This window comes from Serratia proteamaculans (assembly GCF_013337185.1).
GTDB classification, from domain to species: Bacteria; Pseudomonadota; Gammaproteobacteria; order Enterobacterales; family Enterobacteriaceae; genus Serratia; species Serratia proteamaculans_D.
This window is the reverse complement of sequence record NZ_SWDE01000001.1, coordinates 710,526-735,384: the sequence shown is the minus strand read 5'-3', so window position 1 is coordinate 735,384 and position 24,859 is coordinate 710,526. Positions and strand designations below refer to the sequence as shown.

At 55.3% G+C, this 24,859-nt stretch carries 23 protein-coding genes; 11 read left to right on the top strand and 12 right to left on the bottom strand.

The features are described from left to right. Window positions 1-155 precede the first annotated feature (155 nt). Window positions 156-1,292, top strand: coding sequence for a class C beta-lactamase (gene ampC / locus FCL49_RS03380; RefSeq protein ID WP_174352434.1), 1,137 nt, complete (start codon window positions 156-158; stop codon window positions 1,290-1,292). An 11-nt stretch (window positions 1,293-1,303) separates the two neighbouring features. Here ampC and FCL49_RS03375 read toward each other — a convergent pair whose 3' ends face one another. Then, window positions 1,304-2,233 carry a LysR family transcriptional regulator gene (locus tag FCL49_RS03375; protein WP_174352433.1) on the bottom strand — a complete coding sequence of 310 codons (930 nt, stop codon included), beginning with the start codon at window positions 2,231-2,233 and terminating at the stop codon, window positions 1,304-1,306. A 102-nt stretch (window positions 2,234-2,335) separates the two neighbouring features. Between FCL49_RS03375 and FCL49_RS03370 the strand changes: the two genes are divergently transcribed. Then, entirely contained in the window at window positions 2,336-3,493 is a 1,158-nt protein-coding gene (locus tag FCL49_RS03370) for a serine hydrolase domain-containing protein (RefSeq protein WP_174352432.1), read from the top strand. Window positions 3,494-3,529: 36 nt separating this feature from the next. Here FCL49_RS03370 and FCL49_RS03365 read toward each other — a convergent pair whose 3' ends face one another. Both FCL49_RS03365 and manA read right to left on the bottom strand, forming a co-directional pair. Then, window positions 3,530-5,059, bottom strand: coding sequence for a YdgA family protein (locus FCL49_RS03365; protein WP_174352431.1), 1,530 nt, complete (start codon window positions 5,057-5,059; stop codon window positions 3,530-3,532). 141 nt (window positions 5,060-5,200) lie between these two features. Continuing rightward, on the bottom strand, window positions 5,201-6,379 hold the full coding sequence (gene manA / locus FCL49_RS03360) for a mannose-6-phosphate isomerase (protein WP_174352430.1): 1,179 nt from the start codon (window positions 6,377-6,379) through the stop codon (window positions 5,201-5,203). Window positions 6,380-6,832: 453 nt separating this feature from the next. Here manA and FCL49_RS03355 point away from each other — a divergent pair, with 453 nt between their 5' ends. The 4 genes from FCL49_RS03355 to FCL49_RS03340 all read left to right on the top strand — a co-directional run bounded on the left by FCL49_RS03355 (window position 6,833) and on the right by FCL49_RS03340 (window position 10,026). Continuing rightward, window positions 6,833-7,165: a hypothetical protein gene (locus tag FCL49_RS03355; RefSeq protein ID WP_174352429.1), complete on the top strand. Its 333-nt coding sequence runs from the start codon at window positions 6,833-6,835 to the stop codon at window positions 7,163-7,165. Window positions 7,166-7,419: 254 nt separating this feature from the next. After that, window positions 7,420-8,817, top strand: a complete 1,398-nt coding sequence (gene fumC / locus FCL49_RS03350; RefSeq protein WP_174352428.1) for a class II fumarate hydratase — start codon at window positions 7,420-7,422, stop codon at window positions 8,815-8,817. Window positions 8,818-8,876: 59 nt separating this feature from the next. Then, window positions 8,877-9,566, top strand: a complete 690-nt coding sequence (locus tag FCL49_RS03345) for a helix-turn-helix transcriptional regulator (RefSeq protein WP_174352427.1) — start codon at window positions 8,877-8,879, stop codon at window positions 9,564-9,566. Window positions 9,567-9,657: 91 nt separating this feature from the next. Then, entirely contained in the window at window positions 9,658-10,026 is a 369-nt protein-coding gene (locus FCL49_RS03340; RefSeq protein ID WP_174352426.1) for a VOC family protein, read from the top strand. Here FCL49_RS03340 and tus read toward each other — a convergent pair. Then, on the bottom strand, window positions 10,016-10,954 hold the full coding sequence (gene tus, locus FCL49_RS03335) for a DNA replication terminus site-binding protein (protein WP_174353449.1): 939 nt from the start codon (window positions 10,952-10,954) through the stop codon (window positions 10,016-10,018). The genes FCL49_RS03340 and tus overlap by 11 nt on opposite strands. A 156-nt stretch (window positions 10,955-11,110) precedes the next feature. After that, window positions 11,111-12,376 carry an MFS transporter gene (locus FCL49_RS03330; RefSeq protein WP_174353448.1) on the bottom strand — a complete coding sequence of 422 codons (1,266 nt, stop codon included), beginning with the start codon at window positions 12,374-12,376 and terminating at the stop codon, window positions 11,111-11,113. A gap of 145 nt (window positions 12,377-12,521) precedes the next feature. Here FCL49_RS03330 and FCL49_RS03325 point away from each other — a divergent pair, with 145 nt between their 5' ends. The 3 genes from FCL49_RS03325 to bioD all read left to right on the top strand — a co-directional run bounded on the left by FCL49_RS03325 (window position 12,522) and on the right by bioD (window position 15,611). Beyond that, a complete protein-coding gene (locus FCL49_RS03325; RefSeq protein ID WP_174352425.1) occupies window positions 12,522-13,412 on the top strand; it encodes a LysR family transcriptional regulator in 891 nt (296 codons plus the stop codon). A gap of 158 nt (window positions 13,413-13,570) precedes the next feature. Beyond that, window positions 13,571-14,788, top strand: coding sequence for a sugar metabolism global transcriptional regulator Mlc (gene mlc / locus FCL49_RS03320; RefSeq protein ID WP_174352424.1), 1,218 nt, complete (start codon window positions 13,571-13,573; stop codon window positions 14,786-14,788). A gap of 151 nt (window positions 14,789-14,939) precedes the next feature. Beyond that, the gene (gene bioD, locus FCL49_RS03315; RefSeq protein ID WP_135316441.1) at window positions 14,940-15,611 is read left to right on the top strand and encodes a dethiobiotin synthase; all 672 of its coding nucleotides are present in this window, start codon (window positions 14,940-14,942) and stop codon (window positions 15,609-15,611) included. On the opposite strand, the gene clcB is transcribed toward bioD, so the two are convergent. Continuing rightward, on the bottom strand, window positions 15,608-16,888 hold the full coding sequence (clcB, locus tag FCL49_RS03310; RefSeq protein WP_174352423.1) for a voltage-gated ClC-type chloride channel ClcB: 1,281 nt from the start codon (window positions 16,886-16,888) through the stop codon (window positions 15,608-15,610). The two genes, bioD and clcB, sit on opposite strands and share 4 nt — an antisense overlap. 274 nt (window positions 16,889-17,162) lie before the next feature. Here clcB and FCL49_RS03305 point away from each other — a divergent pair, with 274 nt between their 5' ends. Beyond that, window positions 17,163-18,650 carry an MDR family MFS transporter gene (locus tag FCL49_RS03305; protein ID WP_174352422.1) on the top strand — a complete coding sequence of 496 codons (1,488 nt, stop codon included), beginning with the start codon at window positions 17,163-17,165 and terminating at the stop codon, window positions 18,648-18,650. Window positions 18,651-18,690: 40 nt separating this feature from the next. On the opposite strand, the gene FCL49_RS03300 is transcribed toward FCL49_RS03305, so the two are convergent. Both FCL49_RS03300 and FCL49_RS03295 read right to left on the bottom strand, forming a co-directional pair. Then, window positions 18,691-18,990 carry a DUF1161 domain-containing protein gene (locus FCL49_RS03300; RefSeq protein ID WP_017892728.1) on the bottom strand — a complete coding sequence of 100 codons (300 nt, stop codon included), beginning with the start codon at window positions 18,988-18,990 and terminating at the stop codon, window positions 18,691-18,693. A 90-nt stretch (window positions 18,991-19,080) separates the two neighbouring features. Then, complete coding sequence (locus FCL49_RS03295; RefSeq protein WP_012145016.1) at window positions 19,081-19,449, bottom strand: DUF1283 family protein; 369 nt, start codon at window positions 19,447-19,449, stop codon at window positions 19,081-19,083. Between the two features lie 148 nt (window positions 19,450-19,597). On the opposite strand from FCL49_RS03295, the gene FCL49_RS03290 reads away from it, so the two are divergent. Next, window positions 19,598-19,924: a YnfA family protein gene (locus FCL49_RS03290; protein WP_012145017.1), complete on the top strand. Its 327-nt coding sequence runs from the start codon at window positions 19,598-19,600 to the stop codon at window positions 19,922-19,924. A gap of 35 nt (window positions 19,925-19,959) precedes the next feature. Here the strand turns inward: FCL49_RS03290 and ydfG are convergent, their stop codons facing one another. From ydfG to FCL49_RS03270, 4 genes are all read right to left on the bottom strand, one after another. Beyond that, the gene (ydfG, locus tag FCL49_RS03285) at window positions 19,960-20,709 is read right to left on the bottom strand and encodes a bifunctional NADP-dependent 3-hydroxy acid dehydrogenase/3-hydroxypropionate dehydrogenase YdfG (protein WP_174352421.1); all 750 of its coding nucleotides are present in this window, start codon (window positions 20,707-20,709) and stop codon (window positions 19,960-19,962) included. A gap of 175 nt (window positions 20,710-20,884) precedes the next feature. Further along, the gene (locus tag FCL49_RS03280; protein ID WP_174352420.1) at window positions 20,885-22,603 is read right to left on the bottom strand and encodes a M12 family metallo-peptidase; all 1,719 of its coding nucleotides are present in this window, start codon (window positions 22,601-22,603) and stop codon (window positions 20,885-20,887) included. A gap of 210 nt (window positions 22,604-22,813) precedes the next feature. Further along, window positions 22,814-23,335, bottom strand: coding sequence for a GNAT family N-acetyltransferase (locus FCL49_RS03275; RefSeq protein ID WP_174352419.1), 522 nt, complete (start codon window positions 23,333-23,335; stop codon window positions 22,814-22,816). A gap of 97 nt (window positions 23,336-23,432) precedes the next feature. Further along, window positions 23,433-24,854, bottom strand: coding sequence for an MFS transporter (locus FCL49_RS03270; protein WP_174352418.1), 1,422 nt, complete (start codon window positions 24,852-24,854; stop codon window positions 23,433-23,435). Between the last annotated feature and the right edge of the window lie 5 nt (window positions 24,855-24,859).

Below are 24,859 nucleotides of genomic sequence, written 5' to 3'. Positions count from 1 at the left end.
TGTCAACCCAGGGATAAACCCTGATATTTAGCCTGCTGGTGCGGAATTAACGCAGTCAGAAAAGGAATAACACCATCATCCAAGGATATCCTCGCGTCGACAGGCAATAAAATCTTTTGCCATCGGCCGATACCCTGCAACCCAAGAGCTTTCACATGACCAAAATAAATCGCCTGGCGGCCGCGTTGTTAGCCGCAATGATCCTGCCGGCAGGCCATGCCGCCGACAAAGCCGAGATTGACGCCATTATTCAGCCATTGATGCAAAAATATGGCGTGCCGGGCATGGCCATCGCCGTGTCGGTGGACGGGAAACAGCAGTTTTATGATTATGGCGTGGCGTCCAAACAGACCGGCAAGCCGATCACCAATCAAACCTTGTTTGAAGTGGGCTCATTGAGCAAAACCTTCACCGCCACGCTGGCGGCCTATGCGCAAAATGAGGGCAAGCTGTCGTTCGCCGAACCGGCCAGCCATTACCTGCCTGAGCTGCGTGGCAGCGCCTTTGACCACGTCAGCCTGCTGAACCTGGCGACACATACCTCCGGCTTGCCGCTGTTTGTCCCGGACGAAGTGACCAACGACGCGCAATTGATGGCGTATTACAAAAACTGGCAGCCGCCACATGCCGTGGGGAGTTATCGGGTTTATTCCAACCTGGGCATTGGCATGCTGGGGATGATCACTGCCAAAAGCCTGAACCAACCTTTTGCGCAGGCGATGGAAAAACAGCTGCTGCCGGCTTTGGGCATGGGCCACAGCTACGTTAATGTGCCGGCTGCGCAGATGGATAATTACGCTCAGGGCTACAACAAGAAAGACCAACCGGTACGAGTCACGCCCGGCCCGTTGGACGCAGAATCCTACGGTATCAAATCCAATGCCAAGGACCTGATCCGTTACCTTGAAGCCAACATGCAGGTAGCCAAGGTGGGGGATAAGTGGCGCAAGGCCCTGGCTGCTACCCATACCGGTTACTACCGGGCTGGGGTGTTCACCCAGGATCTGATGTGGGAAAGCTACGCTTATCCGGTCGCGCTGGCGAAGCTGACGGAAGGCAACAACGCCGGGATGATCATGAACGGCACTCCGGCCACCGCCATCACGCCGCCGCAGCAAGAGCAAAGCGCTGCCTGGTATAATAAAACCGGCTCGACCGGTGGGTTCTCCACCTATGCGGTATTCATCCCATCGAAGAAAATCGCCGTGGTGATGCTGGCCAACAAATGGTTCCCGAACGACGATCGGGTCGCGGCCACCTACCAGTTGGTACAGGCGTTGGATAAGCGTTAATTAATGGCCTCTCAGGACGTTGTAATGGCGTCCTGAGACGATGACTGTAGCGGCCGCTTTTCCCGTATGAAATCAACAAACACCCGTAGCTTGAGTGGCATATGCCGACTGGCCGGGAAGTAGATGAAAAAACCGGGAAAATGACAGCGATATTCCGCCAATATTTCCACCAGTTGCCCAGTGTCCAGCTCGCGTTGTACCGTGCTGACAAAACGTTGGGTGATCCCCAGCCCCATCAACGCCGCGTCTTTTATCAGCCGGTCTTCGTTGAATATCAGGTTACCGCTGACTTCCAGCGTGAGTTGCCCGCCTTCCTGCCGAAAATACCAGGGTTCAAACTTGCCGCTGCCGGGGAAACGATAGCGCAGGCAGTTGTGCGCGCTCAGCGCCTGTGGCGTTAATGGCGTGCCGTGCTGCGCCAGATAGGCGGGAGTGGCAATAATCACCCGCTGTTGGTCGTTGTCGATCGGCACCGCAACCATGTCTTTTTGCACCATGGCACGCATGCGAATACCGGCATCGAAACTGTCCAACACCAGATCGGAAAAATGGTCGTCGGTAAACAGCTCAAGCTGCACCTCGGGATAAAGCGCCTGAAATTCGGCCAGATAAGGCATCACCAGCAGCGAAGCCGCTAACTGCGGCAGGGTGATGCGCAACAGACCAGAAGGGCGGCCGTGCAGGGTCCGAAGATCTTCTGCTGCCATGTCTATCTGGCCCATCGCCGGTGCTACCCGTTGGAAAAAGAGGCGGCCTTCATCGCTCAGTCGCACCGATCGGCTGGTACGGTTGAACAGCCGTACACCCAAGCGGGTTTCCAATGCCTGAATGTTTTGCGACACCGCAGGCGGGGTGACGCCCAGCTGATTTGCCGCCTGGGTAAAACTGCCCAGCCGGGCGACGGCTTCGAAAAACGGCAGTAACTGTAATAGTGAGCTCATCTATCAGTAACCCCTGCTTAATGATTCGTTAAGTTATCGGGTATTTAATTTTATAATAATCGCTTTAAAGTGTTTTGATACCCCCTCAGAGAGCATCAAAGCATGACGATACTGAATCGGTCAGTAGCAGAAAGAGTACAGGCGGTCAGCCGGCAGGCGATTTGCGAAGAACGCATCGTCGGTAGCGTGGTGCTGGTGGCCCAGCACGGCAAGGTGATTTATGCCGAGGCCAGTGGTTACGCCGACCGTGAGCAACAGCGGCCGATGCGGCGCGAGACGCAGTTCCGGCTGTCATCGGTGTCCAAACCCTATATCACACTGGCGGCGATGCGCATGGTTGAACAACACAAGCTGGGGTTGGATGATGTGGTCAGTCATTGGCTGCCGTGGTTTACTCCGGCACTGGCCGACGGCCGCCAGCCAGAAATTAAAATCCGTCACTTGCTGAGTCACACTGCCGGGCTGGATTATCGTTTTAATCAGCCGGAAGGCGGGCAGTATCAGCGGTTGGGTATTCAAGACGGGATGACATCGTCGTCGCTGACGCTGGAGCAGAATTTGCGTCTGCTGGCACAGGCGGAACTGCTGGTGGAACCGGGCAGGGAGTTTCATTATTCACTGGCGATCGACGTGCTGGGTGCGGTACTGGAGGCGGCGGCGGGTGAACCCTTGCCGCAGTTGTTCAAGCGTTGGGTTGCGCAGCCGCTGGGGTTGGGTAATACCGGTTTTTACACCACCGACAGCGAAAACATGGCGACGGCCTATCAGGATACCGCTGCCCGGCCGGAACCGATTTATGACGGTATGCAGTTGAAGCTACCTGAAGGTTTTGGTTTTGATATTGCCTTCTCGCCATCACGTGCGTTTGACCCTCATGCCTATGCCTCCGGCGGGGCCGGTATGGTCGGTGATGCCGATGATGTGCTGCGACTGGTGGAGACGTTGCGCAATGGTGGAGAGGGCATTTTACAACCGGCCACCGTCGAACTGATGCGCCAGGCGCATGTCGGGGCCGAAGCTGAAACTCAGGGGCCGGGCTGGGGCTTTGGTTTCGGCGGTGCGGTGCTGGTAGATGCCCCATTGGCGGCAACGCCACAGCACAATGGCACCCTGCAGTGGGGAGGCGTTTATGGACACAGTTGGTTTTATGACCCGCAGGCGGCATTAAGCGTGGTGGCGCTGACCAATACGGCGTTTGAAGGCATGAGCGGGCTGTATCCGCAGCAGATCCGCGATGCGGTGTATGGCGCTCAGGGATAAAACAGGGGCCCGGCAAGCGGGCCCCGAGGGGAAATATTACTGGGCTGGTGCCGGAGCAGGGACTGCGTCCGGAGCCGGCGTTTCGACCGGGCCAGGTGCACCCAACAGGCCGAAGGTGCCGATGAATTCTTGCAGCGACATCTTGTTACCGTTCAGATCAACCTGGTTGTCGGCGTAATGGAAGCTGCTGCCGATCACCCCGTCTTTCAGGGTAGTCAGTTTGAACATCTGACCCATGGCCGCCAGACCCTGCACCTGCTGCTGTGCCAGTTTCTGTGCTTCTTCGGCGCTGTAGCCTTGCAGTAACGCGGTTTGCGAAGTGGTTTCGGTCGCCATCGCCACTGGAATGCTCAGATTAGCGTCCAGTTTTTTCACTGAACGGGCAATCAGCTGATCCGGTGACTCTGCCGGGGAACCTGCTTGCGCAGGATCGGTCAGGTCCAGATTCAGGGTAAAGGTACTTTCACCCTTGCTGTTTTTCCAGCTGAGTGGAGCAACGCTGATGCTTGGGTTGCCCTTCAACAGCAGCGGCAGGTTCTGCAGCAGGATATCGGTGGTTTGTTGCTGGTAGGCAACCGGATCCATGGTCTGCGCCTGTTGCAGCATCTGCATGGCCTGCTGGTTGTAGCGGTCGGCAAACTCTTTCAGCGATTTGGCGTCCAGTTTGTCGATTTTCAGCGACAGCTTGCCAGAGCCGAAGTCGCTGTTCTGGATCTTCAGCGCGTCCATGGTGTAATCAATCTGGCCGTTCAGGTTAGTGTCTTTCTCACCGAATTGGCTCGCCAGCTTGAAGCCGTCCAGCGTCAGGGTCTCTTTACCGTCAACGGCAACCTTGACCTGTTTTATCTCCATGTTCTGGTTGCCCAGGCTGAGATCGAACTGCCCGGCGTGGGTCTGGCTTTTCAGCGAGAAGCCCTGCAACTGAACCTGCTCGGTCTGACCAAACTGGTTCGGGCCGCTGATCACCGCGTTGTCGCTGTTGGCGTCCAGAGCGATGGCTTTCATATCGCGTGACACGTCGGCATTGATGGTCGCACCGCTAAATTTCAGCGAGGACTTTTCTTTCTGATATTCCAGCGGGATCACGTCAATGGCTGACGAGGTATCGCCACTGTAGGAGATGCGGGAATCGGCGGTGAACAGCGATTTGCCCTTGGTGATTTCAAACAGGCCCTTGGTGGCTGGGGTATTTTCCAGTTCGGTATGCACCGACGCCATGCTTGGCAGCAGGTTGAATTTTTTCAACTGGGCAAACGGGAAGGGACCATGGTCGATGGTTTCCATAAACGCCACTTCATCACCGGCTTTCAGCGGAGCATCGTCGGTGGTGACGCTGCCGTCAGCGCGCAGGACATAGCGAATTTTACTGCTGAAAATACCGCGTTGGTAATTTTCATAACCCAGTTTGACGCCGGCTTTCGGCAGATAGGCTTTCAGTTGGCTGTTGGCGTTATCAACCACTTCACCCATCCGTTGTTCGATCAGTTTGCCGGTGTACCAGGAAGCCCCGGTCCATGCTGCGCCAAGAACCACAATGACGCTAACAGCGACTAACGATTTTTTCATAGTTCTGTTCATCCTTATTAAGCCATCTGTCTCAAACAGATGGATGGGCAAATTTGGGCCAATAAAAAAACGCCCGCAGGCGTTTAATTGTGAAGGTAAGCCACTCTTTCAGCAACCAATTTGCAGAAATTTACCGAGTGTTTACGACAACAGGTTATAAACGCGAGCGATTCGGCCGCTGCCACTGACGCTGACCGGCGATTCGAACGCGCCGATAAAGCAGGATTCACCTGGCTTGAGCACCAGTTGCAGGTCCTGTTTGTTTAATACCGCTTCACCCTCAACGCAGAACACAATGGCTGCGCTATTTTGTGCCAGCGCCTGTGGGGCCGCGGAAAGGTCATGCAGTGAGAAAGCGAAGTCTTCAACCGGGATCGGGAAGAACAGTTCGTCACCGCGCTTTTGCGGTTGGGTCAGCAGGCCGGATGCCGGCTGTGGACGGAACTGCAGGTTGGCTAACAGTTCTGGAATATCGATGAATTTAGGTGTCAGACCGGCACGCAGCACGTTGTCCGAGTTAGCCATCACTTCCAGCGCCACGCCTTTCAGGTAGGCATGCGGCGTTTCGGCATACAGGAACATCGCTTCACCCGGTTGGAGCTGCACCACGTTCAGCAGCAGCGGTGAGAACAGGCCACTGTCGTCCGGATAAAAACCGGCGATAAAGCGGATGGTGTCCCAGGTTTCGCCCTGTTGGTTATTCAGCGCGGCTTTCAGCACGCCCAGCGCCAGCGATTTCTGCTCGCCGCTCATCGCCAGCAGGCTGGCAAACAGGGAAGACAGATGGCTGACATCCGGCTGTTGCAGGAAGGCGGCGATATCATGATGGGCACCGGCGATCGGCTGCAGCAGGGAAACAATGTCGGACAGCTCGCGGAAGCCATTCATCGCCAGGAAAGGCGTCAGGGCGAACACCAGCTCCGGCTTGTGGTTAGGATCTTTATAGTTGCGTTCAGCTGCGTCCAGAGGAATACCGGCGGCGTTTTCTTTGGCAAAACCGGCTTCTGCTGCCGATTTGCTCGGGTGCACCTGAATAGACAGCGGTTGGTCGGCACACAGCACCTTGAACAGGAACGGCAACTCACCGAAGCGTTTGGCAACGTTGGCACCCAGCTGTTTGGGTTGATCTTCATCAATGACGTCGCGCAACGAGCGCAAATTGCCATCGGCACCGGCCACGCGGGAGCTGCTTTTCGGATGAGCGCCCATCCACAACTCAGCCATCGGCTGCCCTTGTGGGTTGGCGATGCCATAAAGCTTGGTTAACGCGTCGTGGCTGCCCCATGCGTAGTTTTGCACTGCGTTGGTCATTTTTTGCATCTTGAAAAACATCCTTTGCGTTCGCCGCCAGGGGCGGTAGTAGCTGACTGTTAAAAACCTTGTGCGCCTTATCCTACACGCGAACTACGGCGTAGAAGCGGGGCGCGATCAAACAAGTGGCCCAAGGCCGACAAAGTATAACGTGATAGCAACCAGTGTCACAATTGCACCTTCGGTTACAACAGAGGAAACAGAGTTTAAAAAAACGCCAATACGTTTACCGTTGAATATATCTTCTGGCGGAAAATCTGAGTCAAAATATTTTGGCCCCCATCACTGCCGTATATTTCAAACTGTGTTTTTTGCATTGAATTATTACCGGCTGAATATCTTTCTCATCATAATTATTCCATTTGTATTGGCAACCACACGGCTAGCTAAATTTAATAGGCAGTGCCGCTATACAGTGCTCGCCTATAAACCCGTTTAAATATTATTAATAATGAGGCGATGATGAAAAAAATGTTACTGGCTCTGCTTCTCTGTACTTCCGGTGCCAATGCGGCCGTGGTGGTCACCCATGCCTATGGTTATGGGGTTGCCCGGCCGGTGATCGTAGCACCCCGACCGGTGGTGGTCGTGCCACGGCCGGTGGTAGTCACGCCGGTGCCAGTGGTGGTGTCTGCTGCACCGGTGGTGGCAACACCGGTTGCTCACCCGGTTGCCGCTGCTGTCGGTGCCGTGGGGGCGGGTGTCTATCGCCATAATGAACGTCAGGACGCTTATGATGAAATCAATCATCTGCAGGACCAGAGAATTAATGCCTATAATCAACATCACCATTAATCTTCTGACTGAAAATTAATAATCAGAGCGCCAGACGGCGCTTTTTTTATTGCCGACGTTCATCTTTTTGACTGAGAAAATTCACCAACCAATAATGGCCGTACGATAAACGGGGCATAGGGAGAAAAAATGCTGTGAGCCAACTCTCTTAATGCGAATAGTTATTATGTCACTATACTGATTGGGGTGTGCCGGCGGGCATGAGTGCGTTGGCGTAATCGTACATTTTTAGGAATTGTACTAAGGAGATCGTGATGGCAGCCGTTCGTATTGAAAAAGACTCTATGGGACCGATTGAAGTACCGGCCGATCGGCTATGGGGGGCGCAAACTCAGCGCTCACTGGAGCACTTCCGTATTTCTTCCGAAAAGATGCCCACCGCCTTGATCCATGCGCTGGCGTTGACCAAACGCGCGGCGGCCAGCGTGAATATGGACCTGGGTTTACTGCCTGCCGAGCGTGCCAACGCCATTATCAGCGCCGCCGATGAAGTGCTGGCGGATCAGCATACCGAAGAATTCCCGTTATCCATCTGGCAAACCGGTTCCGGCACCCAGACCAACATGAACATGAATGAAGTGCTGGCCAACCGCGCCAGTGAACTGTTGGGCGGGGTGCGTGGCGAAGAGCGACGAGTGCACCCGAACGACGACGTCAACAAGAGCCAGAGCTCCAACGACGTGTTCCCGACCGCGATGCACGTGGCCGCGGTGATCGCGGTGCGAGAGCATTTGATCCCGGAACTGAAAGTGCTGCATAAAACTCTGAGCGACAAGGCGGAAGCCTACCGCGATATCGTCAAAATTGGCCGCACCCATTTGCAGGACGCGACCCCGTTGACCCTCGGCCAGGAGATTTCCGGCTGGGCAGCCATGCTGGCGCATAACCTGCAGCATATTGAAGCCAGCATCCCGCATATCTGTGAGCTGGCGTTGGGCGGCACTGCCGTGGGAACCGGGCTCAATACCCATCCGGAATACGCGGTTCGCGTTGCCAAAGCGCTGGCTGATTTGACCGGGCAGCCGTTCATTACCGCGCCCAACAAATTTGAAGCGCTGGCCACCTGCGACGCGTTGGTGCATGGTCATGGTGCGCTGAAAGGGCTGGCGGCTTCGCTGATGAAAATTGCCAACGATGTACGCTGGTTATCCTCCGGCCCGCGTTGCGGCATCGGGGAAATTTCTATTCCGGAAAACGAACCGGGCAGCTCCATCATGCCGGGTAAGGTCAACCCAACCCAATGCGAAGCGATGACCATGCTGTGCGCGCAGGTGCTGGGCAACGACGTAGCGGTGAACATCGGCGGCGCTTCCGGCAACTTTGAGTTAAACGTGTTCCGGCCGATGGTGATCCACAACTATTTACAATCCATTCGCCTGCTGGCCGACGGTATGCAGGGCTTTAATGAGCACTGTGCGGTGGGCATCGAACCTAACCGTGACCGCATCAGCCAGTTGCTGAATGAGTCCTTGATGCTGGTGACCGCGCTCAATACCCATATTGGTTATGACAAAGCGGCAGAAATCGCCAAGAAAGCGCACAAGGAAGGCCTGACGCTGAAAGCCTCGGCGCTGAAGCTGGGCTACCTGACCGAAGAGGAATTCGACCTGTGGGTGCGCCCGGAAGATATGGTCGGCAGCATGAAGAAGTAATTGATAGTGTCAGCGGCAAAGGGCTTACTTGGGTAAGCCTTTTTTGTGGGAAAAAATGAATGTCACGTACCGAGCGTTTACTCGACCTGATGCAGATCCTGCGACGGCATCGCTATCCGGTTGCCGGCCATGCGTTGGCGCAGGAAATGAATATCAGCATGCGCACGCTGTACCGCGATATCGCCACGCTGCAACAGCAGGGCGCTGAGATTGTCGGCGAAGCGGGGGTGGGTTATGTGCTGCGGCCAGGATTTATGCTGCCGCCACTGATGTTCTCACAGCAGGAAATAGAAGCGCTGGTGTTGGGAATGCGTTGGGTGGGACGTCGTGGTGACAGCCAATTGGCCGGCGCGGCCAAAAATGCGCTGGCGAAAATCGCCGACGTTCTGCCTGCTGCGCTGCGCGATGAGTTGGAGGCCAGCACGCTGCTGATTGGCCCGGTAGATCTGGTGAAGGTGGCAGACGAGACGCTGGTGCTGATCCGCGAGGTGATCCGCCAGGAACGCAAACTGGTGGTGGATTATTGCGATCGAGACGGTAACCCCAGCGAACGTATTCTCTGGCCCTTTGCTCTGGGCTATTTTGAACAGGCACGGATGCTGGTTGCCTGGTGTGAGCTGCGCCAGTCATTTCGCCATTTCCGCCTCGACCGTATCCGTCTGGCGACGCCGTTGGCGCAACGTTATCCACGTGGCCGCCGTTCGCTGATGAAAGAGTGGCATGAGACTCAGGGCATTGCGCCACAATAATTCTTCACTGCTGCCAAAAACTGTCAGTAGAGCGATTTAGCCTTGGGTTATCGGGAGCCGGCCGGTTCCCTTCAGCCAAGAGGTTAGCGCGATGACAACTCCAAACATGACCCTTCTCTATGTTGATAATCCAGAAAACAGCGCCGCTTTCTACCGTCGATTACTAGGGCAGGCACCGGTGGAGCTGTCACCCACTTTCGCGCTGTTCGTATTGAGCAATGGCCTAAAACTGGCGATGTGGTCGAAACATAGCGTCGAGCCTGCCGCAACGGCGACCGGTGGGGGTGGCGAAATCGGCTTTATGTGCGAACTGCCGCAGCAGGTGGACGTGCTCTATCAGCGGTGGAGCGAACAGGGGTTGAAGATGATTCAGCCGCCCGTGACGCTGGACTTTGGCTATAGCTTCGTCGCCTGCGATCCGGATGGTCATCGGCTGCGGGTGTACAGCCTCAGCGAGTAGGAACGTCGGTGTATAAATGCAGCCGTTTGACCAGCAGCCGTAGCGGCCTGGCATCCGGTTTGTATTTATGTTTTACCGCCGCGGCGTCGTAATTGAGTAATTCGCCAATTTTCGGCACCTGGGCACCGTTTTCCACCTGGCACAGGGCAATCAGCGGCAGCGGGCAGGGGTGTTGCACCTGCTTTTGCTGCGGCTGATACCACACCCGGGCAATGGGTTGCACTTTTACCGGCCGTTTGATTTTCAACACTGCCTGCTGGGGCAGGCGGCTGACGTCGTCTATCTCACGGCTGACCAGTTCGGCCCATTGCTCGCGATTATGGGGGGGCACTGCGCGCCCGGCCTTCAGGCTTTTTTCCAATTGAGCCAGAATATCGTCGCGTTTCACGTTCTTGATAATGTGTTTGTTGGCCCAGCCGAAACGCACCGAATCCGGATTGGTTAAAAGGGTGAGGGTACGGTAGGCGCTAAGGGTGATTAAGCCGTGCAGGTGGGTGTGGACGAAGTCAAAACGTTGCTCCGGTGCCAGGCCGGAGTCGACGGTGATGATCTGCTCCAGTTCGGCCTTCAGCCGGTTAATCAGGGTAATTTGCTGCTGCAACGCCAGGTATTCCGGCTGTTCCACCGCCAGGCAAATCACACCGGGCAGGCGCACTGCCGCTTTGCTACTGATGTTGTGCTTGTTGTGATGGATAAACAGCCGCTGATAGTGCTCCAGCGCCAAATCACGTGCGGCCACGCCAAGATGCTGTTCGACGGTAATCTGCGCCACCGCGTCATGCTCTTTGCCTTTCTCTATTTCGGGCAGGCTAAATACCCGCCCAGCCAGCAAGCGCAATGGCAGGATCTGCTGGTGGAGGCCCGTCAGTGCCTGTTCCAGTTCACTGAAGCAAGCATTCATCCTACCGATTAAACCGTATTTATCCATCATGCACTCCTATTTTAGTTACAACATACAATAAGAGAGTAGCAAACGAAAGGGCAACATCCGCAACAGTGTGAGCAGGGAGCCCGAGTGGTCCAGCCTGGCAGAGGTTTTAAGGGGGATTACCGCCTGCACCAGAGGCAGGCGGTAAGGCAGGGATTAAACGCGTGCGGCTTCCGGCAGTTTCTTCAGGTAATGCACTACCAACAGAGCCAGTAACAGCATCACGCTGATAAAGGCCACCACACCGTTCCAGCCGAAACTGTGCCAGAACACGCCGCCGAGGGTACCGGCGACGCTGGAACCCACGTAGTAACAGAACAAATAAAGCGAAGATGCCTGGCCCTTGGCGCGGCGCGCGCGGCGACCAATCCAACTGCTGGCAACCGAATGGGCAGCAAAGAAACCGGCGGTGAACAGCATCATGCCGATAAAAATAACCGCTACCGGTGCCAGTGCGGTAATCAGGATCCCGATCAGCATAATCAGCGTCGATGCCAATAGTACCGGCCCTCGGCCAAAACGAGAGGTCATGGCACCGGCTTTCGGCGAACTGTAGGAACCGGTCAGGTACACCACCGACAGCAGGCCCACTATCGCCTGGCTGAGGTGATAAGGATCCGACAGCAGGCGGTAGCCAATATAGTTGAACATGGTGATAAAGCTGCCCATCAACAGAAAACCCTCGGCAAACAGCAGCGGTAAGCCTTTGTCGTGCCAATGCAGGCGGAAGTTAATTAGCAGGGTGCGCGGGCGCAACGAACTGGCACGAAAATGCTTTGATTCGGGCAAAATGCGCCAAAACATGCAGGCCGCGGCCAGCGCGAACAGGCCGATCACCGCCAGCGATACCCGCCAGGAAAAGAAGTCGGTCAGTACCCCCGTGACCAGGCGACCGCTCATGCCGCCGATGGAGTTACCGCTGATATACAGCCCCATCGAAAAGGCGACAAAACTGGGATGGATCTCTTCGCTCAGGTAGGTCATGCCGACGGCGGCGACGCCACTTAGCGAAAGGCCTATCAGCGCGCGCATCAGCAAAATGCCATGCCAGCTGGTCATAAAGGCGCAAATCAGGGTGCAAATAGCCGCTAACAGCAGCGCCACCACCATCACTGACTTACGGCCGATGGCGTCGGACAGCGGGCCGGTAAACATCAGGCCGATCGCCAACAGCCCGGTGGAAACCGACAGCGACAGGCTGCTTTCCGCCGGGGAGATACCGAAGTCCTGGGACAGAACCGGCAGGATCGGCTGCACGCAATACAGCAGGGCGAAAGTGGCCAGGCCGGCGGAAAACAACGCCAGAGTGACGCGCATAAACTGCGGCGTTCCTCGTTCGATGTAGGGAAGTTTGTTAAGCGTGGAACGTCGGGTTTTTGGCGCAGCAGCCGCATCATCGTTGGCGGCCAGCGTCGACGGCATAGCGGCCGCAGAACGCACGGGGGTTGTCACAGTCTTTCCTTACCGAACATGGGGTTAAACAAGTACATCTTTGGTTAACAAAATCATAGGGAGAGGGCAGTTTTTTGTCTAATATATTAATAATTAAAATTGAGATGTTTAAAGTATGAATATCGAATTGAGGCATCTGCGTTATTTTGTCGCCGTGGCGGAAGAGTTGCATTTTGGTCGTGCTGCAGAACGCTTGCGCATTTCTCAGCCGCCGCTTAGCCAGCAAATCCAGGCGCTGGAGGAAATGGTCGGCGCACGCCTGCTGGCGCGCAACAACCGCAATGTCAGCCTGACGCAGGCGGGGGAAATGTTTCTGAAAGAAGCCTATCAGGTGCTCGATCAGGTGAGTCGCGCCGCCGAGAAAGCAGCACGGTTGGAACGTGGCGAACTGGGCGAATTGACCATAGGTTTCACCTCTTCGGCCCCCTTTATCAGCGTGGTATCGCGCAGCCTGCGAGCTTTTCGTCAGCAGCACTCACAGGTGCATATCAAGATGCGCGAAGTGAACACCAAGCAGCAGATTGAACCCTTGCTCAATGGCGAGCTGGATCTGGGCGTAATGCGCAACACGCGCTTACCGGATGTGTTAAAGCATCAGCTTTTACTGTGTGAACCCTTGGTGGCGGTGGTGCCGGAAGGGCATCCGTTAACCCATGTGGCACCCGGTACGCTGCGCTTCCAACATCTGGCGGAAGAACCCTTTGTCTTTTTCTCGCGTGAAGTGGGAACCGCGCTGCATGACGAGATCTTGTCGCTGCTGGCCAAAGCGGGGATCACCCCTTATATCACCCAGGAAGTCGGCGAGGCGATGACCATTATCGGCCTGGTCTCCTCCGGGTTGGGCATCTCGATTCTGCCGGCGTCTTTCGCCCGGGTTAAAATCGATGGTGTGCAATATTTACCGCTGGCGGAGCCTGAGGCGATGACCGAAGTTTGGTTGGTACATCATCGCCAACGCCCCCTGACGGCCGCGGCCAAATCCCTGATGGCGCTACTGTTGCCCTGAAAGCCAACTGGGCAAATAAAACGCAATCCGCAGGGAAAGTGGGGTGAATTTGTGCAGCAAATCACATAACGAATCAAATAGTTGACGCTGTATTACAAAAGCCCCACCATAGCCGATAGTCTTTATTTAGAAGCGCGAAAAATAGTAGGAGCAGGTTTGTGATTGCGGTTGGACAGCCTGGGCATATCGATCAAATCAAGCAAACAAATGCAGGGGCAGTTTATCGGTTAATCGATCAACTGGGCCCGATTTCGCGCATCGAACTGTCAAAACGGGCGCAGCTCGCCCCCGCCAGTATCACCAAAATCGTACGCGAACTGCTGGAAGCCCATCTGGTTAAAGAAACCGAGTTTCAGGAGGTTGGCAGCCGTGGCCGTCCGGCGGTTGGGCTGGTACTGGATACCGAAGCCTGGCACTACCTTTCCGCCCGCATCAGTCGTGGCACCATTACGCTGGCGCTGCGTGATATCAGCAGCAAACTGGTGGTGGAAGAGTTGCTGCCACTGGCCGCCGAGCACCCCGACCCACTGTTAAAACGCATTCTTGTTGAAGTCGACCAGTTCTTTATCCGCCATCAAAGCAAGCTTGAACGCCTGACGGCGATCGCCATTACGCTGCCGGGTATGGTTGATGCGATCTCCGGCGTGGTGCACCGCATGCCGTTTTACGACGTCGAAGATATGCCATTAGGTCCGGCGCTGGAAACGCGTACCGGTCTGCCGGTTTACCTGCAGCACGACATCAGTGCCTGGACCATGGCCGAAGCCTTATACGGCGCTTCTCGCGGCAGTCAAAACGTGATTCAGGTGGTGATTGACCACAACGTCGGTGCTGGGGTAATCACCGGTGGCAGGGTGCTGCATGCCGGTAGCCACAGCGTGGTGGAGATTGGCCATACTCAGGTTGATCCTTACGGCAAACGCTGTTACTGCGGCAATCACGGTTGCCTGGAAACCGTCGCCAGCATCGAAAATATACTGGAAATCGCCCAGCAGCGTCTCAGTGCCTCCATGAGTTCCAGCCTGCACGGTGCGCCGCTGACCGTCGAGTCTCTTTGTGATGCGGCGCTGGCGGGCGACCAGTTGGCGAAAGATATTATCCTTGGGGTGGGGCACAGCGTGGGCCGTATCCTGGCGATCATGGTTAATCTGTTCAATCCGGAAAAAATTCTGGTCGGTTCTCCGTTGAACCGGGCGGCGGAAATTCTGCACCCGGCCATTGCCTCCTGTATACGTCAGCAGTCGCTGCCGGCCTACAGTGAGCAGGTTCAGGTGGAGTCCACCCAGTTCTTCAATAAAGGCACCATGCCCGGCGCGGCACTGGTGAAAGAAGCGTTATACAACGGTTCGCTGCTGGTGCAGTTGCTGCAAGGCTAATACCAATCAGTAATTCTTATCGTTTAACGACAAAAGGTTGAGCTACCTCAAGCCCCGTCCCCCCGGCATCCTCTAGACTTTTCCCGTTCGTCTCTTTCGCCACATTCTTGGCGATTTTTTGGTTAACGGTGCATCTCGGGGCAATTAATTCATGTTAACGCGTTTATTTGTTACAGGTACGGATACCGATGTCGGTAAAACCGTGGTTTCCCGCGCTTTATTACAGGCGCTTGCCGCGCAAGGCCGTTCTGTGGCCGGCTACAAACCTGTCGCTGCGCGCTGTCAGGAAACCAGCGAAGGCCTTCGCAATAAAGACGCTTTGGTTTTACAGGCATCCTCAACCATGCCGCTGTCGTATCAGGAAGTTAATCCCATCACCTGTCTGGAAGAGGTGTTTCACGCGCAACCTACCGACGATATCAACTACGGCGTGATGAGCAGTGGGCTACAACATTTGTCCACCAAAGCCGATACCGTGGTGGTAGAAGGGAGCGGCGGCTGGCGCGTATTGATGAACGATATGCGGCCTTACGCCGAATGGGTCATTCAGGAACAGCTGCCGGTGGTTTTGGTGGTGGGGATCAAACTGGGCTGCGTCAGCCACGCTTTATTAACGGCGCAGGCGATCATAAATGACGGTTTGCCCCTGCTGGGCTGGGTCGCGAACCGCATCAATCCGGGGCTGGCGCACTACGCCGAAACTATTGATGCGATGCAGCAACGCATTCCTGCGCCGCTGCTGGGTGAAATCCCTTATTTGCCACGCGCCGAACAGCGTGAATTGGCACGCTATCTGGATATCTCACCACTGCTAAATCGCTAGGCATTGTGATAGACCGACACCGAACGCAAGCCGCGTGAGACGGTGGTGGCGATCACACAGGCCAACAGAATACCCGGTAGCAGGGTATATTCACCGGTCATTTCGAACACCATCAGCGCAGCCATAATCGGCGCGTGGGTGGTAGCCGCCAACAGCGTAGCCATGCCGGTTAACGCCATCAGAATCGGTACCGCACTGCCCAGTTCCGGCCAGATGGCACAGAGTTGCCCAACTACCGAGCCAAGCGCTGCCCCGACAAACAGCGTTGGCGTGAATACACCGCCAGGCGCCCCGGAACCACTGCTGGCGAGCACCGCCAGCAACTTGCAGATCAGAATGGCGCCTACCAGCAATACGCCGGGCGGCGCACTGAGCAGCGACTGCACCACGCTGTAGCCATTGCCCCATACCTCAGGAAACAGCAGCGACAGCAGCCCGACAATCAGCCCCCCTAACGCCAATTGCAGCGGTGGTTTTAGCCGTAGCGAACGGAATGCGCGACCGGAAGAAGACATTGCCCACAGGAACAACGGACCGCAGACCCCAGCTAAAACGCCGAGTAGCGCCATCAACAGATATTGCACCGGCCAGGGCGCAGGCAGCGGCTCTACCAAATACAGCGGTGCCTGCCCGCCGTTGAGCAAATTGGTCACCAGCAGGGCGCTGACGGCGGCAATCACCACCGGCCCCAGTGAAGCCAGCATCAGGGTGCCAAACAGAATTTCGGCGATAAACAGACTGCCGGCCAGTGGGGCATGATAAGCGCTGGCCATACCGGCTGCGGCCCCGCAGGCCACCCACAGTTTCCACTCTTTTTCATGGGTAAAGCGCTGGGCAAACACGGAACCTACCAATGCCGCCAGCAGTATCATCGCGCCTTCGCGGCCGATAGCACTGCCGCTGGAGACCACCAGCAGTGAGGCCAGGCATTTCACCAGGCTGGCGCTGACGTCGAGGCGGCCGTCACCGGTTTCGATCGCTTCCATATAATCAGTGGGGGCAACCTGCCGCTGGTGCTGATAGCGTTGATATACCCACAATAACAGGCCTGCCGCCAGCCCACCCAGCGCCGGGGTTAACGCTCTGCGCCAGCCAGGTAACGCGGCGGCGGCGGCCACCAGGCTACCTTCTCCGTGATCGAGCAGTAACCATTCCAGCCCGAGCATCGCACGGTGAAATAGCCAAACCACCAACGCAGCGGCAATACCAAGAAAGATGGCAATAAACAGACGGCGCAGCAGGGCGCGATAGTGGTGCAGATGGACCAATCGTTTCATGCGTCAGTAAAATCGTGAGAAAAATGAAAGGTTCAGCTGAACATTGTGCTTGCCGGCCCGGCCGAAGGCCAGTGAATCTTTACAGATTCGCCGGCAGCATCGCGGTTTACTCGTTGCAGCGAGCCACGAATGGTATTTTAGTGACGATGTCACTTTCTGTTCAAATGGTGCGTTTATAGCCAGTAAAAACAGGGAACCAGACACCGGTAACGGCAACCCTTAATCCGGCTGGTATAATTTAAGGCAAACAAGAATCCACGGTTTGTAAAACGCTATGACAAATAACGAGACACCTGCTCCAATCGCTCATCGTCCCTTAATCCTGATTGCCTGCATGTTGGCGATGTTCATGTCGGCCATAGAGGCGACCATTGTCGCCACGGCGATGCCAACCATTATCGGTGATCTTGGCGGCTTTTCCCTGCTGGGTTGGGTATTCGCGGTCTATCTGTTGGCGCAGGCCATCACCATTCCCATTTATGGTCGGTTGGCGGACCTGCTGGGGCGCAAACGGGTATTTTTCTTTGGTGCATCGCTGTTTTTACTGGGTTCGGTGCTGTGCGGTTTCTCGCCGAACATGTACTGGCTGATTGGTTTTAGGTTGTTGCAGGGGCTGGGCGCCGGGGCAATTATGCCGACAGCGACCACCATTATTGGGGATATCTACAGTCCTACCGAGCGGCCCAAGGTGATGGGCTACATTTCCAGCGTTTGGGGCGTGTCGGCGATTATTGGCCCGTTGCTGGGGGCGTTTATCGTCCAGCATTTGCCCTGGGCGTTAGTATTCTGGGTCAACTTGCCGATCGGTTTGCTGGCGATGTTTCTCCTGGCTCGTTATCTGCCTTCTCGCCAGCAGATGCGTAAACATGCGCTGGATCTGGCGGGGACCGCCTGGCTGACGCTGTTTGTTACCGCGCTGCTGCTGTCACTGCTGCAGGCAGAAAATCTCGGTTGGTGGGTGCTGCCGCTGTTGGCGTTAGCGGCCGTTTCGCTGATGTTGCTGATCCGCCAGGAACGACGAGCGCCGGAGCCACTGTTCCCGCTGGCGTTATGGCAAAGCCGGGTGATCGTCGCCGGTAATATTGGCGGTCTGGTGATTGGCGCGGCGATGATGGGCATCAGTGCATTTCTGCCGACCTTTATTCAGGGGGTGATGGGTGGAACACCCTTGGAAGCGGGTACCACGCTGGCACTGATGTCGATTGGCTGGCCGTTGGCCAGTACCTTCAGCGGTCGACTGATGCTGATGACGTCTTATCGCACCACGGCGTTACTGGGGGCGTTGTTATTACTGGCCGGTGGCCTGATTCTATTGTTGCTGCAGCCGACCGGCGGTTTATTGTGGGGCCGGGTGGCGGCGTTTATGGTCGGTGCCGGTATGGGGTTGTGCAACACCACGTTTCTGGTTTCGGTGCAGAACGCGGCTCACCACAGCATCCGCGGCATTGCCACCGCCTGCACGGTGTTTACCCGTATGATGGGGTCGGCGATGGGTACCGCTATTTTAGGTGCGACGCTGAATATCAACCTGCAGCTTCGTTTGCCGCAAACGACCGATCCGGTACAGCAACTGATGGAGCCGGCAGCGCGTAGTGCGATGACGCCGGAAATACTGGCGAGCATGACGCAGCAGGTGGCCGCTTCGTTGCATTGGGTGTTTTTGGTTTCTGCACTGTTGTCATTGCTGGCACTGGCGGCGGCGATGCTGATCCCCGCGCGGCATCGGCCACAGGGTGAGGGGGAAGAGGCAGAGCAGGCATAAATAAAAAGGAAAGGGCGCACAGAGCGCCCTAAAACGGTAATTATTGCGAGGTTTTCGTATCCTGGCTGGTGCCGGTCTGAGCCGCGTCACCGTTGTCATCGCCGTTACCAAGGCGAGTATAAACAATCTTCTGCGTGTCGTTTTCGCAGTGGCCTACTACCAGACCACCGGCCTGTTGGGCCTGATCGTTCGGCACGATATCCAGTTTGAAACCAGATTCCGGCACGCCGTTTTTGACGATTTTCTGCGAAATGTCTGCCTTCACGCTTTCGCATGAGGCCAGGGCGGCTAATGGCGCAGCGGCCATCAGCAGTGCACCCAGGATAAGCGCTTTTTTCATCCATTCGTCCTTATTTGAAAATGAGCTTCCTTTGTCAGGATAGCAGCAACGGTGGCGTAGGGTAACGGCCACCGCCTTGCTGCAACCAGATTAAGGATTAATCTGACGACCGGTCTGGCGATCCAGACATTTACGGGTGTTGGGTTCCCAGTAAGCGTTAACGTTCAGGCTGTCATCGCAGCGTTCTTCGCTATCAATCGCCTTGTCTACCTTGTCGAACTCTTTCTCCACGCGGGTATTAACCTTGTTGCGCAGGGATTTGGTATCGTTAAACTGCTGTTTGCTCTGACGGGCCGCTTCGGTACTCATTGCGCCGCTGTTGCTGCCATCGACGGTAACGCAGGTGCTGCCCTGTGTGCAGCTGGCGGCCAGCGCCGGAGCCTGCCAGGCACCCATCAGCATCAGCATGGCGACCGGCAGCATCCCGCGCAGCAGTCGTTGAGTCGAAAGTGTTTTCATCGTTTCATCCTTATGAGTTAGTGTTGCCTGAAAACGGCAACACTGTCTTTACCGCGCCCGCAGGCGTGTTGATAAATATACCATCGCGCTGTCGGACTGCACCAGTCAAGCACGGCCTTGTTTAGTTAACAGAGAGAAAGTTTCCCCGATGTTAAAGACTACCCTGTTATTTTTCGCCACCGCATTGGCCGAGATCATCGGCTGTTTCTTGCCCTATTTGTGGCTGAAAAAAAGCGCCAGTGCCTGGTTACTGTTACCGGCAGCGGCCAGTCTGATGCTGTTTGTCTGGTTGTTGACGCTGCACCCGGCGGCCAGTGGGCGGGTCTACGCGGCCTATGGCGGGGTCTATGTAGCAACGGCGTTACTGTGGCTGCGGGTGGTGGACGGAGTGAAGTTATCGGCGCTGGACTGGCTGGGGGCCGGTGTGGCTCTGGCCGGTATGCTGATTATCGTTTCCGGCTGGCGTGCGGCCTGAGAAACGACGGCAGGGGCAGGCCCTGCCGCTCAGGATTAAGACTCGCGGTGGATATTCAACCCGGCAAAGGATTGGCTGACCGGCATGATTTCCAGCGAGTTAATGTTGACGTGGGCCGGCAGGGTCGCGACCCAGAACACCGACTCGGCGATATCTTCTGGCGTCAGCGCATTGGCACCGTCGTAGACCTTTTCCACCTTGCCGTCGTCGCCTTTGAAACGCACGTTGGAAAATTCGGTGCCGCCCACCAGGCCCGGTTCAATATCGGTCACACGGATGCGGGTACCGTGCAGATCGGCACGCAGGCCGAGGCTGAACTGTTTGACAAAGGCTTTGGTTGCGCCATAAACGTTGCCACCGGCATACGGCCAGTTGGCTGCAACCGAGCCGATATTGATCACGTGGCCAATATTACGTTCTACCATGTCCGGCAGCAGGGCGCGGGTCATGTTCACCAGGCCTTTGGTGTTGGTGTCGATCATGGTTTCCCAGTCATCGGCATTGGCCTTGTGCGCGGGTTCCATACCCAACGCCAGCCCGGCGTTATTCACCAGGACGTCGATGTGGCGCAGCGCCGCAGGCAGCTCATCAATCACCTGCTGAATGGCCGCGCGATTACGTACGTCGAGGCGGACGATATGCAGAGCTTCACCCAACTCGTCTTTCAACTCTTCCAGACGTTCGACACGACGACCGGAGGCAATCACCTGATGCCCTTCGCGGATAAAGCGTCGTGTAATGGCTTCACCAAAACCGGATGTAGCGCCCGTAACAAAAATGATCATGTTGCTGTTCCTCAACTGTTTTTAATCAGGATGCTACTAGCATTAGCATAATCCTACTTCAAGTGGCAGTGGTTATCGGCATCCACGCTGAAAAACCGCCATCGCTGTTGCCAGTCGGGCGGTTTTTTAAACTGCTTTTGATTAACCGGCGCAGATGCACCGGTTAGGTCAACATTTAACGGTATGCGGCGACCGTCGCAGAAAACTCATTCATCGCGCGTACAGCATCGACCTTATCCACGATCCCCATTGGAATGCCATAATCCTGAGTATAGCGATGTGGAGTGGAGTAATAGGGAATGGTGTTGCCACCCATAATACTCCTGACCAATGAATAGCCCTGATTATAGGAACTGCCTGTATCGGCATGATTCACGCCCATATTATGGCCAAGTTCATGTCGCATTACCGTGGTGCCACAATTGATTGAGCCGGTAGCTACCATGTTGTAGGCACTGGAGCGAAGCCAGGCCAAACCACAACCATCTTCAGTACCTTCATAGTAAATGCCATCTGCTTTTAGACTATCTCTCCACCCCTGAACGGTAGGATCGCTGCGTAACTCACGAAGTGGGTCAATCAATTCTTTCCAATGGTCTTTTGCAACAACCTGGCGCAGACCACGCATACGATAGCGGAAGTTGGCACCGGAGTTTTCCAGAGCCTCATTAGTCATATTGAAACCCTCAATCAGCCGGTTGCGCATGGTGTCCTCCCCCATTCGAGCGGCGGCTTTGTCGCTGTAAAGCAGCAATAGATCGATGGTGATGGTTTCTTTACTCCAGGCTTTATTTTCATCCACCTTAAACGCCACGATTTCACCATTAGAAACAGGATAGGTTTTCCCATCGGCTAATACGGTAAAGTCCTTGACAGCATCACTGGTGATAACGACGCGGCTTCCCGCTGGTTGGTTTCCAGGTAATTCCAATTGCGAATGAGGATTACCGACGCCAGCATGGATCAGCGTGCGTGGCCGGCCGAGTTGTCCAAGTCTTCCATTAGGAAGCTCATAAGCGTAGAAACGTGAGTCTGGATGTTTCATTAATTGCCACTTTTTATTCTCGGAAATATAAATGAAATCATATTGGTCACCGTTGTATAAATACATTGCGCCAGGCATATTGACGTTAGAGACATCAATGGCTGCATAGAAAATGGACGAAGATTTTATTGATACTTTATCGCGATCGCCGGCGTTTTCCGGCAGTCTTATTAGCTCAATCCAGTGCTGACTTGTAAATTTCACCTCAGTGAACTGCGAAGTCGGTTTTGGCATTTGAACGTTAATATTATCAGCAAATAGAGTTCGGATCGGTGCGGAGTCAATCACCCAACCATTAAATGCTGCCAGATATTTGAAGGTATAAATGTCATTGGTAAAGATAGTGGTCGTGCTGGCATACAACATGTTCGTTGTATTTACTTTTGCGTTCCAGGCTGCACGGGAGCGGACAACAATATAGGCGCCATCGTTAGCCTTGGCGGGTAGCGTAACTGCCGGGACCCAGTTGTGGTCAGCCAGTGTGTAAAAAGTGATATTGTCTGGTTTTTCAGGAATGGTATCACCAACGCTATTAGGTGAAAGATAACTGATTCCAGGTCCACTAATGGACCATTTGCTGATGTTTGCCTGATAGACCAGAGTGAAGCTGCTTCCGGTTTTAATAGGTATTGACTTTAATGGTACGTCGACCTCTGTAGTATCAAGGTAAGCAGTATAAGCTGCGTTAGAGATAATATTTACCTTGTTTTTATCGGTAGGTTCTAATGGCAGTTTTATTTCCTTTGTCCAGTTGCCATTTTCCATCCTGAAATTAATCTCATCATAACCTGAAGGTAAATTACCGCTACCGAGTTGGTTAGGGGAGGTTGATAGGGTTTTGTTGCTCATTGTTGTTCTCCTAAGGATATTAAAATATTTCAGCGTTTATTTTCCACACAAACTGTAATGTCTTTTGTGTGTGAAAATCCTAGCGGAGAAAAACAATGGGTTATATGAGCTTACGTTTTGTGGTTAGCCAAACAACACGATAGTTTAATTTGGATAATAAAATGCCACTCAGCATTCACTGAGCGGCATTAGGCAATGCTATGACTTCGATTATAGCTGTGGCGGTATGTGATAGACCACGCAGTCGTATTTGGTGTTTTCGCGTCGGCCGGCCACTACGCCGCCCAGAGATTCGGCGATACGTCGGCTTGGCGTATTCTGTTCGGCCACCGGGTAGATAAAGTGGCGCGGATGGTAACGCTCGCTTGCCCACACCGCCATGGCGTGAACGATTTCGCGCCCGTAGCCTTTGCCGTGCAGGTTCTCTTTCACCCAGATGCCCAGTTCAGGCGTGGTGTTGTACAAGTCGTGAACGCCGCCCATGCCGACAAACTGTTTGGTGTCGCGCAGCCGGGCGATGTAAATCATTTCCTCGCCTTCGCGGATCAGCGGCAGCCAGGTTTGCCAAACGTTGGCAAAGGCTTCCGGCGACTCCTCGGGCTCAAAGTTCATATAGCGTGTCAAGGTAGGGGTGATCGCCTGGTAGACATCGTCGGCGTCTGCTGCGGTAAATGGGGCAATCAACAACCGGTCGGTGTTAACGCGGCACTGAGAAAGGTCACTGTGATTCATTATTATTACCTCGCTTTTCAGGCCAAAACGGCAAAAAATCCGCACCGGTGAAACGGGGCGGATCATCGATATTACGTTGATTGGCGGCAGATGCGACTTATTTCTGCACTGGGGCGGTAGCGGGGGTTCTCTGGCGTACCTCGCTGCCGGCGTTGGCGCTCAGGGTAAAGCAGTCGATCACCGCCAGCAGGGCAATCACGCCGATAACCACAAACGCCCACTGAAAATCAGCCAGAGGGATACGCTCGGCCGTTTGCGGCATCAGCATCTCTGCCAGCCGCAGGGCCAGCGCGCCGATGGCGATACCCAGGCCGCTGCCCATTTGCTGCGACACATTGAACAGCGTGTTGGCGCCATTCATCTGCGGCTGCGGCACTTCGGAAAACGCCAGCGTATTAAGCGCGGTGAACTGCATGGATCGCGTCAGCCCACTGACGAACAGCAGCGCCAGAATCAGCCAGGTCGGGGTCTGTGGCGTCAACAGCGCACAGGCGAAAATCGTGGCGGCGTTCAATAAACCATTGACCACCAGCGTGGTGCGAAAGCGAAAACGGTACAGCACCGCCGAGGTAAACGGCTTCATCACCAGATTCCCGGCAAATACCGCCAGCACCAGCAACCCGGCGTCGAAGGCGTTCAGGCCAAAACCGATCTGGAACAGCAGCGGCAACAGGAAGGGCACGGCACCAATGGCAATGCGAAACAGCGTGCCGCCCCAAATGGTGACCGCGTAACTTTTTATTCGCATCGCCCACAGATTGATCAGCGGGTGCTCGGTGCGTTTGGCGTGACGAACCGCCAGTGCGCCTAATGCCAGGCTGCCGATAATACAAAGCGCAGGCACCAGCCAGGACAGTTGCGGATGGTTGATCAAATCCAGACCGAACATCAGGCCGAAGCAGGCGATGCCGGTCAACACGAAGCCGAGTGCGTCAAAAGGCACGCCTTTCTGCGGTGCTTCCTGCGGGATCAGCCGCCAGGCCAACCACAGCGCGGCGATACCCAGCGGCACATTAAGAATAAAGATCCAGTGCCATGAGGCGTAGGTGGTAATAAAACCGCCGACCGGCGGGCCGAGGATTGGGGCTACCAACCCTGGCCAGGTAATGGTGGCAATGGCCTTGATCAGGTCCGGTTTAGCCGTGTTGCGTAGCACCACCAGGCGACCCACCGGCACCATCAGTGCACCGCCGAAGCCCTGAAGAATACGGGCGGCGGTGAAGGTGGGCAGGTCAACGCTGGCGGCGCACAGTACCGATGCCAGGGTAAAAATCAGCACCGCAGCGGCAAAGATATTGCGGGCGCCGAAGCGGTTGGCAATCCAGCCACTGGCAGGAATAAACACCGTCAGCGTCAGAATGTAAGCCGAGATACCAATGTTCATGTCCACCGGCCTTACGCCGAAGGCCGCCGCCATCTGCGGCATGGCGGTGACAATCACCGTGCCGTCGAGGTTTTCCATAAAAAAGGCGCCCGCCACCAGCAGCGGCAGCGCGCTGGCACGTGAAAAAAAACTCATGGTTG